Genomic DNA, 15677 nt, shown 5'->3' on the forward strand with positions numbered 1-15677 from the left:
TCGAGTTCGACGATGCGTTTGCAGTGCTTCTCGGTATCTTTGCCGCTCAGCAGTTCGCTCAGGGCTTCCGCGGCGCTGACGATTGTACGGGAATGCCGCCCGAACAGATCGAAAAAGCAATCTTCCCGGGGCATCAATTTACGGAACCAGTTCACTCTCGGCGCTCCGAACGTGTGTTGTCATAAATCCGTCATAAATGATGGAGGCCACCATGAAAAGCCGATGTGCCCGCGAAACCACGGTCTTCGACAGTCTCGCAAGAGTTGGGATGCCGATAGAGGTGCTACACCCAGACCTGCACGATGCGTAAGAACCGTAAATCGCCATGCGCTTCTGTCGGCTTCCCCAACAAAACAAGGACAACAGGGAACAATGACCGCCAGGTCCCGTTTGTTTCCTGTCGTCGACATGGAGTCCGCTGATGAGTGCGCGTGCGCAATGGAAAGGATATCTGAGGTTCGGGGAGGTCGGCTGCGCTGTTGCGCTCTATACGGCAGTTTCCACTTCCGATCGGATTTCTTTTCACACGCTGAACCGAGCAACCGGCAATCGCGTCCGACGGGAATTCATAGATGCTGCGAGCGGGAAACCGGTGTCGCGCGAGGATCAGGTCAAAGGCTACGAACTCAACAAGGATGATTACATCGTTCTTGAGCCTGAGGAAATCGCCGCGGCGGTGCCGGAAAGCGACAAGGTCTTACAGATAAAGGCCTTCATGGCATGCGACGACATTGATGACGTCTATTTCGACCGTCCATATTATCTCGCCCCTTCCACTCCTGCGAGCGAAGAGGCATTCGCATTGATCCGCGACGGAATGCGCAAGAAGCAGGTCGCTGCCATTGCCCAAACCGTTCTGTTTCGCCGCCTGCGAACCGTCATGATCCGTGCCCACGGCAAAGGGCTGATCGCGACGGTATTGAATTTCGACTACGAGGTTCGCTCGGCAAAAGAAGCCTTCGAGGATGTGCCCGATATGAAAATCAAGGGCGAAATGCTCGATCTCGCCAAGCACATCATCACCACCAAGAAAGGCAAATTCGACCCGAGCGAATTCGACGACCGCTATGAAGCAGCGCTTGCGGAGCTCGTAAAGGCCAAGATCGAGGGCAAGAAGATCCCGCAACGCAAGCCGGCAAAGGTCGCCAAGGTGACCGATCTCATGGAGGCTCTACGCCAGAGTGCCGGCATGAGTGGCCAAGGTAAGGCAAGCGCAAATGAACCCGCTAGGAAATCGGGCGCGGCCTCCCGCAAGACGGCCAAATCGCGAACGAAGTCTTCTTCGCGGCCGCAACGCAAGGCGAGCTGACGATGGCATTGGAGACCTACAACCGCAAACGCGATTTCAGCAAGACCACCGAGCCGAGAGGGCGAGGCGGCAGAAAAAAGATCGCGGTATCCGGCAACAGCTACGTCATTCAGAAACACGATGCGCGCCGGCTCCACTATGATTTTCGCCTCGAATTGGACGGGGTCTTGAAGAGCTGGGCCGTGACCAAGGGGCCGAGCCTGGTAGCCGGCGAAAAGCGGCTGGCGGTGCAGACCGAAGATCACCCGCTGGAGTATGGTGATTTCGAAGGCACGATCCCCAAGGGCGAATATGGCGGCGGGACCGTCATCGTCTGGGACAAGGGCTCTTGGACGCCGCTTGGCGATCCCCATAAGGGCCTTGCGAAGGGACATCTCGAATTCGAGCTCCACGGAAAGAAACTCGGCGGCCGGTGGCATCTGATCCGCATGGCGGGGAAGCCACGCGAGAAGCGGGAAAACTGGCTGTTGATCAAAGGCGAAGACGAGGCGGCCCGCCCGGAGGGCGCTGCCGATATTCTCGAGGAACGACCGGAATCTGCAAAAACGGGGCGTGTCATAGACGAAGTCGAGAACGAAAAGCCGGGCTGGTCCTCGAAGACCGGGAAGATCCGTCGCAGGGCCAGCCGCAAGAAGCATGATGCCGCCAAGGAGGAAGCCGGCGAAACCGCAACGCAAACGGACGCAACGCCCGTTGATCCCTCGTCTTTGAAGGGTGCCCGCAAGGCTACTCTGCCATCCTTCGTCGAACCCGCTTTGGCGACATTGGTATCCAAGCCACCTTCAGGCTCCCGGTGGCTTCACGAAATCAAATTCGACGGCTATCGGCTCGAGGTCCGCATCGAGGCAGGCCGCATCAAGCTGCTAACGCGCAGCGGCCTCGACTGGAGTCAGAAATTCGGCAAGGAGATTGTCAGCGCCTTCCGGGATCTCCCCCTCGGTACCGCAATCATCGACGGCGAGCTGGTCGTCGAGCCGGCGGCCGGCGCGTCCGATTTCTCTGCTCTGCAGGCGGATCTCAGCGAAGGCCGTAGCGACCGCTTCGTCTTCTATGCTTTCGATCTCCTCTATCTCGACGGCTATGACCTGAAGGCATCGCCCTTGATCGGCCGCAAGGAATTGCTGCGGAAGATCATCCCCTCCGAAACCGGGATCCTTCGCTTCAGCAGTCATTTTGATGAAAATGGCGACCTGCTGTTGTCGCATGCCTGCAGATTGAGCCTGGAAGGGATCGTATCGAAGATTGCCGATGATCCATATCGCCCCGGCCGCGGCAAGACATGGGTGAAATCAAAATGTTCCTCCCGGCAGGAATTCGTGATCGGCGGCTGGGTCCCATCGACAACGTCACGAAAGGCGATCGGCTCGCTGGTGCTCGGCGTCTATGAAGACGGCAAGCTCGAACATGTCGGCCGCGTCGGTACGGGTTACACGCACACTGTCGCCGAGCAGCTCTTCAAAAGGCTAACCCATCTGCAAGTGAAGGAAAATCCTTTCGCAACCAAGCTCACCGCGGAAGAGCATCGCGGTGTCCGCTTCGTGCGGCCCGAACTGGTTGCGGAAGTCGAATTTCGCGCCTGGACGGCAGATGGCCATTTGCGCCACGCCTCCTTCCGCGGATTGCGAGAAGACAAGAATCCGCTCGAGATCGTTCGCGAAACACCGAAATCCACGAGGACGTCTTCGACTGAAAAGCCCGCGCGCAGCAGCGTATCCTTGACCCACGGCGATCGCCTCTATTGGCCTGACGAAGGTGTTACGAAGGCGGGGCTTGCGGATTATTATACCGAGGTCTGGCGCCATATGGGGCCTTTCGTCGTCGGTCGGCCGCTTGCGCTCGTGCGCTGTCCCCACGGCATCGCCGGCCAGCATTTCTTCCAGAAGCATGCCTGGAAGAGCATGAACAGGAACATCGCATTGGCGAAAGATCCGCAAGACGAAGAACCCTATGTCAGCATCGACGACCTGAATGGCCTGATCGGCCTCGTGCAGGCGGCAGTCCTCGAAATCCATCCCTGGGGATCGATGATCGGCAATTGGGAAAAGCCTGACATGATCATCATGGACCTCGATCCAGGTCCGGACGTCGCCTGGAGCAAGGTCATCGCCGCCGCGGAAGAAACGGCTGAGCGGCTGAGGCAGACGGGACTGGTTCCTTTCGTGAAGACTTCGGGCGGAAAAGGGCTGCACATCGTCTGCCCGCTGGTCGCCAAGGCCGAATGGCCTGTCGTCAAGGCCTTTACCAAGGGTATCGCCGACGCCATGGCCGCCGACAGCCCAGATCGCTATGTTTCCACCATCACCAAATCGAAACGCCGCGGCAAGATCCTGATCGATTATCTGAGAAATCAACGCGGCTCGACTGCCGTCGCGCCTTACTCCACCCGTGCACGGCCGGGCGCCGCGGTCTCGATGCCTTTATCCTGGGAGGAGTTGAGCCCTGCAATAGGGCCGGACTATTTCACCGTGCTCAATGTGCCGACGCGGCTTGCCGCGCTCCGTTCGGATCCCTGGGCAGACTTCCGGAAAGCCGCCGAACCCCTGCGCGAGGCGTCCGCGAAGACCAAGCGTAAGTCTTGACGAACAAATTTCTTCCTGACAGCGAAAGCCCGCAGGTGACTAGCGTTTCCTTGCGCCCTCTTCCTGCGAAAGGCTCTTGCGAAGGGCATCCATGATGCTGATGACGTTGCTGGGCGCTGCGGCTTCTTCCACCTTTGCCTTGGCGGGCCGCTTGCGCCCTTTCTTCTTGGCGGCGATGATATCGAGCAGCTTTTCCTGAACTGGGTCCGAAACCATCGCCGGGTCCCATGGTTTCGTTCGTTCATCTATCAGCTCGCCGACCAGCTTCATCAGCTTGCCGTCTACGGGTTCTGATCCGATATTTCCGAAATAGTTCCGTTCATCGCGCACCTCGTCGCCGAAGCGCAAGGTCCAAAGGACGATCCCCTTGTCTCTAGGCTCTAGCATGACGGCACGTTCGCGGCGATACATGACGAGCCGGGATATGCCGACCATTCGGCTCGCGGCCATCGCATCGCGGATCACGCAGTAGGCCTCTTCGCCAACAGCATCGTCCGGCGTTAGATAATGCGGCGTATCGAACCAGATCCATTCGATGCTGTCGCGCGGTACGAACATTTCGATATCGATCGTCCGGGTGCTTTCAAGGCCGACCGCATCGAGTTCCTCATCCTCAAGCATGACATAGTCATTCTCCCCGTGCTCATAGCCTTTCACTTCATCGTCCTCATCCACAGCCTTGCCCGTGACGGAATCGACGTATTGGCTGACGATGCGATTGCCTGTCTTTCTATTGAGCGTGTGAAAACGAACCTTTTCATTATCACTTGTCGCCGGCCTCATGGCGACCGGGCAAGTCACCAACGACAGTTTGAGATAGCCTTTCCAGAAAGAACGCGGAGCCATGTTTTTCTCTCCAATAGGAAGGGAACGATATCCGGCATTTCCTGGTTCCCTGGCATGACGCTATTGCGGCCGAGACTCAATGCATGCCACCGCCGCCGCCCTCCTTGAGATCGACATTGCTGAGAATCAAGGCGAGTGGAATGGCGCAGAGCACGATCAGCATCAGCACATGGAATACATCGATGTAGGCCAGGAAGCTCGCCTGGGTCTGCACCTGCTGGCCGATCCAGGCGGTCGCCTGCGCCTTCGCATCCGCCATGGTCGCTCCCTTCTCGGCAAAATAGCGTGTCATGGTTTGCAGCGTGTCGTGATAGGCGGGTGAAGATGGCGTGATGTGCTCGACGAGCCGGCTCTGATGCCACTGCTCGCGATGAGCAAGCACGTTCGACGCAATGCAGACGCCGATCGAACCGCCAATATTTCGGGCGGCATTGATCATGGCGGATGCCTGATTGGTCTGCTCCGGCCTCAGACCGTAATAGGAAGCCGAGGTGATCGGAATGAAGATCAGCGGTAGACCAAGTCCTATATAGAGGCGCGACCAGACAAAGAAACTGAAGTTCAATCCCGGATAAAGCCTGGTCAATTGCCACATGGATACCGCAATAATCGCCGCGCCGATGGCGATCAGATATTTCGGTTGTATTATGGAATTGACGCGTCCGGCCACGAACATCATGACCATGGTGACAAGTCCGCCCGGTGACAAGGCCAGCCCCGCCCATGTTGCGGTATATCCGTAGTTCTGCTGCACGACTTCGGGAATGAACTGCGTCGTTGCGATCAGGATCGCGCCGACCGCCATCATGACGATGAAGCAGGAGCCGAATTGCCGTGTGCCGAGCAGCCAGCCATCGATGATCGGATTGGCCTTCGTCAGAACCCATGGAATGGCAAGAAGAAACGATAGCAGGCAGATCGTCGCCGTCAGGATGATGAAGTTGGAACCGAACCAATCATCAGTTTGCCCTCGATCGAGCGTAAGCTCCAGCGAACCGAGAAATGTTGCAACCAGCAGAAAACCGACAATGTCGAAGCGCACGCCCTTGCGCCGAAACTCCTCACGCATCTGCTTCGTCTTCGGCGTTTCCTTGAGCAGGGCATAAACGAGGATGAAGGCGAAGACGCCGACGGGACCGTTGATGAGAAAACACCAATGCCAGGAAAGATTATCCGAGAGATAGCCGCCCAGGGTCGGGCCGATAACCGGCGCGACGACCACGGCGACGCCGAAAAGCGCAAAAGCCTGCCCGCGCTTTGCCGGCGGGAAGGCATCCGCCAGGATCGCCTGCGAGGTCGGCACCATGCCGCCGCCGGCAAAGCCCTGGATCATCCGAAAGATCAGCAACGTCTCGAGGTTCCAGGACAACCCGCACAGGATGGAAGCGATGGTGAACGTTGCGAGGCACAAAAGATAAAAACGCCGTCGGCCGAACCGTTCCGCAAAGTAGCTGCTGGCAACGAGCACGATGGCATTCGAGACGAGATACGTCGTCACCACCCACGAGGCTTCATCGGAATTGACGGCAAGGCCGCCGGAAATGTAGCGCAACGCCACGTTGGCGATCGTAGTATCCAGCACCTCCATGAAGGTCGCGAGCGACACGACGATGGCAATGAGCCAAGGGTTCGTGGCACGCTCGGATGAGGCCGCGCCTCCATTTGCCGTTGCTGTGCCGCTCATCTCAGTTCCTCGGCCGGACCGTGACCGTCGGCACGACGGACATGCCGGGGCCGATGGGGAGATCGGCGGGCCATTGGTCAACGACGATCTTCACCGGTACGCGCTGCGTGACCTTCACATAGTTGCCAGTCGCGTTTTCCGCCGGCAGGAGTGAAAAGGCGGTGCCGGAGCCTGGCTGGACGGAGGCCACCTTGCCATGCAGCGTATGATCCGGATAGGCGTCGATCGTCACATCCACCGGCTGATCCGGACGCATGTCGGTCAGCTGCGTTTCCTTGAAATTCGCAGTGATCCAGATTTCATCCGGGACGAAGGTCGCGATCGCCTGGCCGGCATCGATGAACTGGCCCTTTGCGCCGGTGAGACGGACGACGCGGCCGGGCTGCGCAGCGGTTATCGTCGTATAGCTGAGATTTTGCTGGGCTTCTTCGGCCTGCGCTTGCGCCTGCTTGAGGCTTGCCAGCGCGCTCGATTTCTGCGCCTCGGCCACGGCCTTGTTCTTCAAGGCGGAAGTCACGTTTGCCTGCATCTGGGCAAGGCTTGCCTGATCCTGCTGCAAGGTGGACGCCGCCTGCTGTACCGCCTGCACGCTGCCCGATCCGGATTTGACCAGCTGCTGCTGGCGATTGGCCTCCTGCTGCGCATATTGCAGAGCCGCGTTGGCCGAACTCAGCTGCGCCTTTGCCACATCGACGGAGGCGGCAGCCGCCTCGATCTGTGCACTCGCGCTCTCGACAGAAGCTTTAGCGGCCTCTATCTGCGCGTTTGCCTGGTCAAGCGCGATCTGGTAATCCCGCGGCTCGATCCGCAGGATGACATCGCCGGCCTCGACATGCTGGTTGTCGGTCACCGGCACGTCGGAAACGTAGCCGGAGACCTTGGCGGCAACGGAGAAATTACGAGCGCCGACGAAGGCATCGTCCGTCGTCTCGTAGGGATAGAAATACACCTTCCAGGCGAACCATCCGGCGGCAATGAGAACCACCAGAGCTACGGCCGCGAACAGGATCCAGAAGGGATGACGGCGAAGGAAGGAAGGCCGCTTTGCTTCCTGCCGGGCCTCCCTCTGACGTTCGATTTCATCTGAAACCTGCTGTGTCGGCCGGTCGGGCCTGGTTTCCATGGTTGTGGATTGATTGTCAGCCATGACATGACCTTTGCTTTTGTCCTGCTCAATCTGACTTCGGCGGTTCAATGAAGAGGTGGTCAGCCCTATAGAAAGCGCGTGACCTTTTTCAAATCCTGGATGAAGGCGGCCCGGTTTCTTTCTCTCTCGTCAGCCTCCCTGATCCGCAACAACGCCGAGGGATGGATGGTCACGAGAACATTGAGCTTCGTGGCGGAATGCAGGATATGTCCGCGATCACGCATGACCTTCACCTTTGTCCCCAGCAGGGAGGATACGGCGGTTGCGCCGAGGGCGACGACCAGTTTTGGCTGGAGCAGCTCGAGTTCCGCGCCTAACCACCAGGCGCAACGTTGTATCTCTCCGGCATTCGGCCGAGCGTGCAGACGCTTCTTGCCGCGCATCTGATATTTGAAATGCTTGACGGCGTTGGTGACATAGCAACGATCGCGATCCACCCCTGCTTCATCAAGGCATTGATCCAACAGCCGGCCCGCAGGCCCCACGAAAGGCCGAGCAGCCTGATCCTCCTTGTCGCCGGGTTGCTCGCCGACGAGGACGATTTCAGCGGTGCGAGGCCCTTCGCCGAATACAAGATGAGTGGCGTTGCGATAAAGGTCGCAGCGTTGGCATGATTGCGCATCGTCACGCAGCTCGTCGAGTGTCTCTGCGTCTGCATGTTCATACGCTAACGATGGGCCTGCGCCGGCCGAAGCAAATCTCTCGAGCATTGGGGGCTCGCAATGGTTCCAGATTCTTCAACGATCAACTAATCGCTCTTCTGTTTGTTCCATTCGTGTGAGTTTGCCGCTGCAGGGAACCCGCGCAACCGGCATTCGTTAGATCGATAGGAACATGCAAAAGGAGAAATCCTCATGAGCGGTCAAAGCAAACCAGGCCCCTTCGCACTCAGTGCATTCTTCGCTGATGAATATGATGCGGAAGCTGCGGCCCAGGAACTGGTAGATGCCGGCATTCCGAAAGACGCGATCACGATGACGCCCGGTAATCGGCCCGATACAACGCCAATCGATCATATGGGCTTTCTCGACGCGTTGACGGGCATCTTCTTTCATGAAGAACAGCGCACAGCCTATGCGGCGGCGCTGGAACAGGGAGGAACGCTGGTCACGGTCCAGGAGATGGACGAGGCACAGCACAAGATCGCCCTGCCCATCCTAGCGGAGAAAGGCCAGATCGAGATCAACGAACGGGAAAGCGGGCGCTGAGGCGGGTCTCCGCTCTTGGCAATCACATGCAATCAGTTTGGCGGGTGGCCCGGCTTATGCTGATCACTGCGAATCTTCTGCGCATCCGTGAAGCCATGCGCCCATTCATCGCGCCGTTGATCGCCCTGTGCAAACGGATTGTTGTCGCTGCACGCCCCTTTGGCAAAGGCCCTTCTGCCGAGCTCATAGGCCTCGTCTTCGGAGTTCCTATCGTCGCTTCCGGTTTTCATGGCTATACCTGCTCCAACACAAGGCGTGCATCGAGGCAGGCGGTCACGAAAGTAGCTCTTGATGCCTCTGGCGCCCGGATCATCTGATCGTCTCGATCACTGGCTGCAAGACGGACTGGCTTGGTCCAAAGCGTCGTGAATTCCACATCAATGACATCGTACATCCAATCCTCCCCATCTCCTGCCTCTCGTTCTTCTGGATGCCCGCCTCCCGTTGGATCGAACACCGGATATTGGCATTTGCTCCTCAAATCCTCCGATATAAAGCGGCTTTGCAGAGGTCTCCGCCTGGGGTCCGGAACCTCCGTGTTGAGGCAAGATCGGGGAATGATAAGATCGTCAATGAGCCTCTTCGCCGAGGCGCGCCGCCAATTGCTGGCGGGCACGGTTGATCCGGCTTTTCACCGTGCCGATCGCACAACCGAATCTTTCCGCGGCAGCATCGTAGGACCGCCCTTCGATGACAACGTATTGAAGCACCGAGCGATAGTGCTCCGGCAACAGATTGCATGCCTCCTCGAGCTCTTTCGCGCGAACGGTCCATTCCTGTGATGGCTGCGCCACTCCCTCGCCGGAAACGCATTTGTCGGCGCCGGGAGCTTCGCGCCTGTTGATACGGAATTTGGTGCAGAAGGTATTGCGCATGATCGTGAACAACCAGGATTTCAGCCTGGTGCCACGATCGAATTGGTCGAGATTGGCCAGCGCTTTCGTCAAGGTTTCCTGGACCAGATCATCGGCGTCGTTGGCATTTCTGTGAAAGCTACGCGCAAAGGCGCGAAGAGCTGGAATAAGCTCAACGATTTCATCTTGCAGACCGGCCGTTCGGTACATATCGCTCACAAGCCTTCTCCTTGGGAAGCAGCGCATAGCGGTATCCGGCGGCATTGGATCGCAATGCCGGGACTCGGCTGCTGCCGAGGCGCGACGCGCGTCAGCACACCCAGGAGTCGTTAGAACAAAACGACCTGACGAGTTGTGCAGATTTGCTGCTCGCTATGCGCGGTGATGCATATCAGGATGCTTCGGAGCGTTTCCTACTCGGGATGCTCCTGGCATCTTTCAAGGGAACGGTTGCATCCGGAGCTTGTTCCAAGAGAATCCAAATAATTGCAGTCTATCGAATCAGGACGATAGGAACGAAGCGAAATCGCTCTATTCCGGCTATCGCTCGATCGTCCCGTTGCGCCGAATCTTGCGCTGAAGAAGCAGAACGCCGCAGAGCAGCGCTTCCGCAGTGGGAGGACACCCGGGCACATAGATATCGATCGGAATGATCCGATTGCCTCGGGCTGCCTCTCGGTGCCGCACCGATGCGTTCGACATCATAGCGCGGCATCGACATCTGCATCATCTCGATGGCGCAGCAGGCAAGTCCGAATGTCATCCACATCAGGGTGCCACCGCGAGCCCAGGTGGCGAGTTCGTCCGTGCTGGTGACGAGGAAGCCCTCGTCGGCAAGCTCGCTATCGATCGTGCCCAAAAGCGGATCACCGCTTGGAGCCTGGCCGGGCTGCTGGAAGTCGCTGATGACAGGGCGATCTTTAAAGGAAGACATGAGGGGGCCTCTCGTAAAAAGGAACCCCAACTTTCATACGAACGGCTTGTTCCCGACATTCGAGCAGGTAGACCCGATCCACTCCCAACGGACGAAAAATCCAAAAATCCGGAAACAACGGCGCGGGTTCCGAGTTTGAAGGCAGCAAAGCCAAAGGAGGAAATACCAATGTTGACAAGAATGATTGCGGTATGTGCCCTTTCGATCGGCATGGCTACGGCAGTCATGGCGCAGCAATCTGGTTCTGGAGGAACCGGAACAGGTGGCTCAGGTAGCGGTAACGGCGCTAGCACCAACTCGCAGAACGGAGCTGCCACCAGTGGAAATGGAGGTACCGGCAACAATACGACGGGAACCAATGGCACCCCAAATTCCAATGGTCAATCGCAGGATTGCAATGCCATGAAGACCGGCAAGAATACTGCGCAAGGTGCGGATACCCAAAGCAGCGGCCAGTCGAGTGACAGCACATCACGCAGCAATTGCCCGCAGTGACATCAGCTGATGGATGCGACAATGCCATCTGAATTTCACGAACTCCCCTCGTTGCCGGCATCCATAATGTGGATTGCCCGCGACAGGCGGATCATTCGAGGAGCAGAATCATGATGAACAGTGCTCAAGAGCTTGCCGAAGAATATTTAAGGCTTGGGGGCAAAAGACTGCTGGTGATGGACGATAACATCCTGTCGACCAATAGTTGGGAGGCCGATCCCCTCGAAGCGGAAGCCTTCTGGAAAAGGGAAATCGAGAGTCTGCCGCCTAAGCGACGAAGCGAAGTCATGTCATTCCTGCCTTCCATCAACGTCACTTGAGACGACAGGACGTTGGACATCGGCAACGTCCCGCATGAACGCAATCCGATGCAAGCACAATAGATAACATGAAAAGAACTGGAACCATCCGTATCGGTATTTCAGGTTGGACTTACGCTCCCTGGCGCGGTGTTTTCTATCCGAAGAACGTGCCGCAAAAAGGGGAGCTCGCTTACGCGTCCTCGCAATTTCCATCCATCGAAATCAACGGCACTTTCTATGGCCTTCAAACTCCCGAGACTTTTGCCAGGTGGCGGGACGCGACACCGGATGATTTCGTCTTCGCAGTCAAGGGATCCCGCTACATAACCCATCTGCGCAGGCTCCGGGATGTCGAGGTGCCGCTTGCCAACTTCATGGCGTCCGGCGTGCTGCGCCTGGGAAAAAAACTCGGCCCGATCCTCTGGCAATTTCCTCCGCGACTGCGCTTTGATCCGGTCTTATTTTCCTCTTTTATAGAGATGCTGCCGAAAGATACCGATGAAGCTGCTCATCTCGCCAGGCGGCACGACGAGCGGGTGAACGGCCGCGATTGGTTGCGGACGGAAGAAAAAAGACCGCTCCGCCATGCCTTCGAAATCCGCAACGAGAGCTTCGTGAACCCAGACTTTATCGAACTCTTACGGAAGCATAAGATCGGGCTCGTCTGCGCAGATACAGTCGAATGGCCTTTGCTCATGGATGTCACCGCAGACTTCGTCTATTGCCGCCTGCATGGCTCGGAGGAGCTATATGTAAGCGGATATGATGACGAGGCTCTGAAGGTCTGGGCAGTACGGATCGACGATTGGGCGCACGGGCGCGAGCCGACCAAGGCCAACCGCGTCCTGGAACCGCTGAAACAACCACAGCGTGGCCGCGACGTCTATGTCTATTTCGACAATGATGTGAAGGTACGTGCGCCGGCCGACGCACAGCGACTGAACGAGTGCCTTGGACTAACCCCGCAGAAGGAGACTGTAGCCCCTACGAAGCACGTGCGGCGGCATCGGCGGGAAATCCCAAAGTCCCGACCGCAACATCGGTCAGCGTAATCAACTCAGCTCATTCGAGCTGACCCCATGCCGGGTTCCAATTCACGCCTTCCGACAATTCGACGTAAATCGGCCTCATGATTTCGCCGGACATTTTGTTGCGGGCTGCCCGAAAAGCGTCATCGGGCTCCATCTCCTCGCCCGGAAAGATGATATCATCCTCTCCGGGCGGCGTGACCTTACGCAGGAATCCGCGGATCTGATCGCCAGAATGGTAGAACTTGACGACAATAGAACCCTGCACCACCGCGTTCTCGCGATATCGATGATAGATTTCCATCTTACACCTCCTGACCTCGGAGTCTCTTAGGCGGGGCACGCCTTGCCGTTACAAGAGAACCATGCATTTTGTCCGGCAAGCGTCCGGCCGATCGGTGACAATCCAAACTGTCCTCCTCCGCTTTGGTTCCCCATGGGCATAAGCTGCGCGGGCCGAGGCGGCCAAGCGGGCAATTGGGCGCAAAGAAATCGTCAGCGCAATTCAGCGTGAGGCGCGTTCGGTGGTCTGATCACAGGCATTTTTAGGTAGCCGCAGCAGATATGCTTGATCTGACAGCGGTTGCCCGCTAGGTTGCCGCCGCAATCAAACGCAAAGATATGGGGATATCATGCCAACTGGCACGGTTAAGTTTTTCAATACAGACAAGGGCTTCGGCTTCATTACGCCGGAAAGTGGAGGACCTGACGTTTTCGTTCATGTCTCCGCCCTGCAATACGGCAACGTGCTTCGGGAGGGACAGTCCGTTTCCTACGATCTCGGTCAGGACCGGAAGACAGGCAAGACAAAGGCGGAAAACGTCAGACCGCTCTGACGATTATAAATATGTCACTACCCGACATTTCGGGTAGTGCACTCGGCCGCTATGGGGCGCCTGCCGATGTTTCGCCTGAACCATCGTCAGCCGAAACGGCCATTTGCGTCGTCCGATCGTTCCTACATAAATGCGGCCACGGCCATGCCAATCACGGCGACGAACATGATAGCGCAGGCGATCCAGCCAAGCGTTTTCAACCCGCCCCGGATGACAAACTGTTTCATGACGTCGCGATTGGTGGCGATCAGCATCAGGATCACCATAACTGGAACCGCGACGACACCGTTGATGACGGCACTCCAGAACAGGGCCTTCATCGGCGGGATGGGCGTAAAGTTCAACAGCATTCCCACCACCGTCGCCAAGCCCACCGTCGTATAGAAAGCCTTCGCCTCGCTCGGCTCGCGCGACAGCCCGACCTTCCACCGCGCCGCCTCCCCGACAGCATATGCAGCCGACCCTGCGAGAACTGGAACAGCCAGAAGGCCTGTTCCGATAATCCCTGTGGCAAAAATGATCTTGGCAAATTGTCCGGCCAGCGGTTCAATCGCCTTCGCTGCATCGACAGAACTCTCGATGTTTGTCGCACCGGCCTTGTTAAGCGTAGCTGCTGTGGTCGTGATGATCGCGAGCGCGACGATGTTGGATGCGGCCATGCCGATGAGGGTGTCCAGTGTGATGCGAGTGTCCGCCCTTTTCGCTTCCTGAGGGTGTTTCACAAGCGGTTCTTGCCGCGGCTTCTCCTTGAGATCTTCGGCCTCCTGGGACGCCTGCCAGAAAAACAGATAAGGGCTGATCGTCGTTCCGAAAATTGCGACGATCATGGACCAGTAGTTCGGATCGGTCTTGAAGGTCGGCAGCAGCAGTCCGCGGGTGAGGGCCGACCAATCGATATGCACCACGAACAGGGTCGCGATGTAGGATAAAAGTGCCAGGCTCAGCCATTTCAGGACTGCAACGTAACGCTTGTATTTGAGAAGCACCTGCAGAAGAATGCAAACGATGCCGAAGGCAGCGACGTAAATCAGCGAATTGCCGCTCAGCAGCAAATGTGCGGCATCTCCCATCGCACCGAGATCGGCGCCGAGATTGATGACATTGGCGATCAGGAGCGGAAAGGTTATGCTTATCCCCACCCATCTGGGATAACACTTCGCCATGCTGCCCGCCAAACCTCGTCCCGTAGTCCGGCCGATGCGCGCGCTGATCATCTGCACGGCAGCCATCAGCGGATAGGTCAGGAGCAGGGTCCAACTCGCGATATACCCGAATTGCGCTCCGGCCTGCGAATAGGTCGCGATCCCGCTCGGGTCGTCGTCCGAGGCGCCGGTGACCAGGCCCGGCCCCAGGATTTCAAAAATTCTCGGCTTTGACGGCTCGACGACCTCACTTTTGTCATCCATCTGATAGTCGCTCATGACTGCCTCCCAGCAGAAACCGGCACAGCGCATCATCGTGCCGTCCGGTGCGAGTGAACCGCACTTGCAGGCGTTTTGTTCCCGAGAAGCAGATTGCCGGAATGGAACCCACCCAAGCTTAGGGCGTGCCTGGCAAGGAGTAAAAACGCTTTCACTTCAGAGCGATGACACTTATCGTATCGAGCGCGGCGGAATCGCCAGCTGATTAAAGGGATATGACAATGAGCGTGCTTCTTTCTCCCGAACTCACGGTTTGCGGCATTGAGGAGCTGCCCGATCAGCGCGTGCGAAACGTCACCCACGTGCTTTCCCTCCTCGATCCGGAATATCCCGAGCTCGATGTCTTCCACTCCTATGCCGAGCACCATCGCACGACGTTGCGTTTTCACGACATCATAGCGTCAGCGCCGGGTCGCGTGATGCCCCAGCCGGAACATGTCGAAGCGATCCTGAAATTCGGCTCCGAGTTTCAGGCTCGGCAAGACCCTCAGGCGCCGAGCCATCTGCTGGTGCATTGCCATATGGGCGTATCGCGCTCGACCGCAGCCATGCTCTCATTGATGGCGCAATCAAACCCCGAAGAATCGGGGGAGAGCCTCTTTGCTCGCCTGATTGCCATCCGCCCGCAGGCCTGGCCGAACTCTCAAATGATCGGCTTCGCCGACGAGCAACTCGGCAGGAACGGCGACTTGAAGGCGGCACTTGCCCGCCACTATGGCCGGCAGATCAAGGGACGGCCCGACTTTGTCGAATGGATGACCCGCCTCGGACGCCAGGCGGAACTCGATATGGCAATCCCGGCGTAAAGAGTGTGCCTCCGGCCTGAAGAGGGCCGGTCTGCACGATGCAGCGCCTTTCTTCTTTGGCCGTGACAATTCCCTGACGGGAATCAATGTCACTTTGGTGACAATCTATGCCGCGACCGATTTGTCGTAGGCCTAGCATTACAGTTGCACATTTATCCATGGTCTGAATCTATAGGTCTCCATGATTCGGAGGTCATGGATGATTGGTGCATCAATCGAGACGACGCT

At 57.7% G+C, this 15677-nt stretch carries 17 protein-coding genes and 2 pseudogenes; 8 read left to right on the top strand and 11 right to left on the bottom strand.

Going from position 1 to position 15677, the window contains the following annotated elements:
* Nucleotides 1-134, bottom strand: a pseudogene (locus FHX05_RS29625) (nuclease PIN); the annotation flags it as partial.
* A 287-nt stretch (nucleotides 135-421) separates the two neighbouring features.
* Between FHX05_RS29625 and FHX05_RS29630 the strand changes: the two are divergent.
* Entirely contained in the window at nucleotides 422-1309 is an 888-nt protein-coding gene (locus FHX05_RS29630) for a Ku protein (protein ID WP_183876398.1), read from the top strand.
* Nucleotides 1310-1311: 2 nt separating this feature from the next.
* Nucleotides 1312-3888, top strand: coding sequence for a DNA ligase D (gene ligD / locus FHX05_RS29635; protein ID WP_183876400.1), 2577 nt, complete (start codon nucleotides 1312-1314; stop codon nucleotides 3886-3888).
* 39 nt (nucleotides 3889-3927) lie between these two features.
* On the opposite strand, the gene FHX05_RS29640 is transcribed toward ligD, so the two are convergent.
* The 4 genes from FHX05_RS29640 to FHX05_RS29655 form a co-directional block, all read right to left on the bottom strand.
* The gene (locus FHX05_RS29640) at nucleotides 3928-4734 is read right to left on the bottom strand and encodes a Ku protein (RefSeq protein WP_183876401.1); all 807 of its coding nucleotides are present in this window, start codon (nucleotides 4732-4734) and stop codon (nucleotides 3928-3930) included.
* 76 nt (nucleotides 4735-4810) lie between these two features.
* Nucleotides 4811-6418, bottom strand: a complete 1608-nt coding sequence (locus FHX05_RS29645) for a DHA2 family efflux MFS transporter permease subunit (RefSeq protein WP_183876402.1) — start codon at nucleotides 6416-6418, stop codon at nucleotides 4811-4813.
* A gap of 1 nt (nucleotide 6419) precedes the next feature.
* Nucleotides 6420-7565: an HlyD family secretion protein gene (locus FHX05_RS29650; protein ID WP_183876403.1), complete on the bottom strand. Its 1146-nt coding sequence runs from the start codon at nucleotides 7563-7565 to the stop codon at nucleotides 6420-6422.
* 65 nt (nucleotides 7566-7630) lie between these two features.
* Nucleotides 7631-8275: a UdgX family uracil-DNA binding protein gene (locus FHX05_RS29655; RefSeq protein ID WP_112606149.1), complete on the bottom strand. Its 645-nt coding sequence runs from the start codon at nucleotides 8273-8275 to the stop codon at nucleotides 7631-7633.
* Nucleotides 8276-8419: 144 nt separating this feature from the next.
* Here FHX05_RS29655 and FHX05_RS29660 point away from each other — a divergent pair, with 144 nt between their 5' ends.
* The gene (locus FHX05_RS29660; RefSeq protein ID WP_183876404.1) at nucleotides 8420-8773 is read left to right on the top strand and encodes a hypothetical protein; all 354 of its coding nucleotides are present in this window, start codon (nucleotides 8420-8422) and stop codon (nucleotides 8771-8773) included.
* Nucleotides 8774-8805: 32 nt separating this feature from the next.
* Here FHX05_RS29660 and FHX05_RS29665 read toward each other — a convergent pair whose 3' ends face one another.
* The 4 genes and pseudogenes from FHX05_RS29665 to FHX05_RS29680 all read right to left on the bottom strand — a co-directional run bounded on the left by FHX05_RS29665 (nucleotide 8806) and on the right by FHX05_RS29680 (nucleotide 10561).
* Nucleotides 8806-9003, bottom strand: a complete 198-nt coding sequence (locus FHX05_RS29665; RefSeq protein WP_112606143.1) for a hypothetical protein — start codon at nucleotides 9001-9003, stop codon at nucleotides 8806-8808.
* A gap of 2 nt (nucleotides 9004-9005) precedes the next feature.
* Nucleotides 9006-9167 carry a hypothetical protein gene (locus tag FHX05_RS29670; RefSeq protein WP_183876405.1) on the bottom strand — a complete coding sequence of 54 codons (162 nt, stop codon included), beginning with the start codon at nucleotides 9165-9167 and terminating at the stop codon, nucleotides 9006-9008.
* Nucleotides 9168-9342: 175 nt separating this feature from the next.
* The gene (locus tag FHX05_RS29675; protein WP_162701062.1) at nucleotides 9343-9837 is read right to left on the bottom strand and encodes a sigma-70 family RNA polymerase sigma factor; all 495 of its coding nucleotides are present in this window, start codon (nucleotides 9835-9837) and stop codon (nucleotides 9343-9345) included.
* Nucleotides 9838-10167: 330 nt separating this feature from the next.
* Nucleotides 10168-10561, bottom strand: a pseudogene (locus FHX05_RS29680) (hypothetical protein).
* 168 nt (nucleotides 10562-10729) lie between these two features.
* Between FHX05_RS29680 and FHX05_RS29685 the strand changes: the two are divergent.
* The 3 genes from FHX05_RS29685 to FHX05_RS29695 all read left to right on the top strand — a co-directional run bounded on the left by FHX05_RS29685 (nucleotide 10730) and on the right by FHX05_RS29695 (nucleotide 12410).
* The gene (locus FHX05_RS29685; RefSeq protein WP_183876406.1) at nucleotides 10730-11056 is read left to right on the top strand and encodes a hypothetical protein; all 327 of its coding nucleotides are present in this window, start codon (nucleotides 10730-10732) and stop codon (nucleotides 11054-11056) included.
* A 110-nt stretch (nucleotides 11057-11166) separates the two neighbouring features.
* Nucleotides 11167-11376 carry a hypothetical protein gene (locus FHX05_RS29690; protein ID WP_112339117.1) on the top strand — a complete coding sequence of 70 codons (210 nt, stop codon included), beginning with the start codon at nucleotides 11167-11169 and terminating at the stop codon, nucleotides 11374-11376.
* A gap of 68 nt (nucleotides 11377-11444) precedes the next feature.
* Nucleotides 11445-12410, top strand: a complete 966-nt coding sequence (locus tag FHX05_RS29695) for a DUF72 domain-containing protein (RefSeq protein ID WP_183876407.1) — start codon at nucleotides 11445-11447, stop codon at nucleotides 12408-12410.
* Nucleotides 12411-12420: 10 nt separating this feature from the next.
* On the opposite strand, the gene FHX05_RS29700 is transcribed toward FHX05_RS29695, so the two are convergent.
* Nucleotides 12421-12690 (bottom strand): hypothetical protein, encoded by a 270-nt coding sequence (locus FHX05_RS29700; protein WP_183876409.1) that lies wholly within the window; start codon nucleotides 12688-12690, stop codon nucleotides 12421-12423.
* 328 nt (nucleotides 12691-13018) lie between these two features.
* Between FHX05_RS29700 and FHX05_RS29705 the strand changes: the two genes are divergently transcribed.
* Complete coding sequence (locus tag FHX05_RS29705; RefSeq protein ID WP_015343887.1) at nucleotides 13019-13222, top strand: cold-shock protein; 204 nt, start codon at nucleotides 13019-13021, stop codon at nucleotides 13220-13222.
* Between the two features lie 122 nt (nucleotides 13223-13344).
* On the opposite strand, the gene FHX05_RS29710 is transcribed toward FHX05_RS29705, so the two are convergent.
* Nucleotides 13345-14643: a divalent metal cation transporter gene (locus FHX05_RS29710; protein WP_246699163.1), complete on the bottom strand. Its 1299-nt coding sequence runs from the start codon at nucleotides 14641-14643 to the stop codon at nucleotides 13345-13347.
* Nucleotides 14644-14864: 221 nt separating this feature from the next.
* Here FHX05_RS29710 and FHX05_RS29715 point away from each other — a divergent pair, with 221 nt between their 5' ends.
* Nucleotides 14865-15449, top strand: coding sequence for a protein-tyrosine-phosphatase (locus FHX05_RS29715; RefSeq protein ID WP_183716084.1), 585 nt, complete (start codon nucleotides 14865-14867; stop codon nucleotides 15447-15449).
* The last annotated feature ends 228 nt before the right edge of the window (nucleotides 15450-15677 follow it).

The sequence above is a fragment of the Rhizobium sp. BK491 genome, from assembly GCF_014194925.1.
Taxonomy (GTDB): Bacteria; Pseudomonadota; Alphaproteobacteria; order Rhizobiales; family Rhizobiaceae; genus Rhizobium.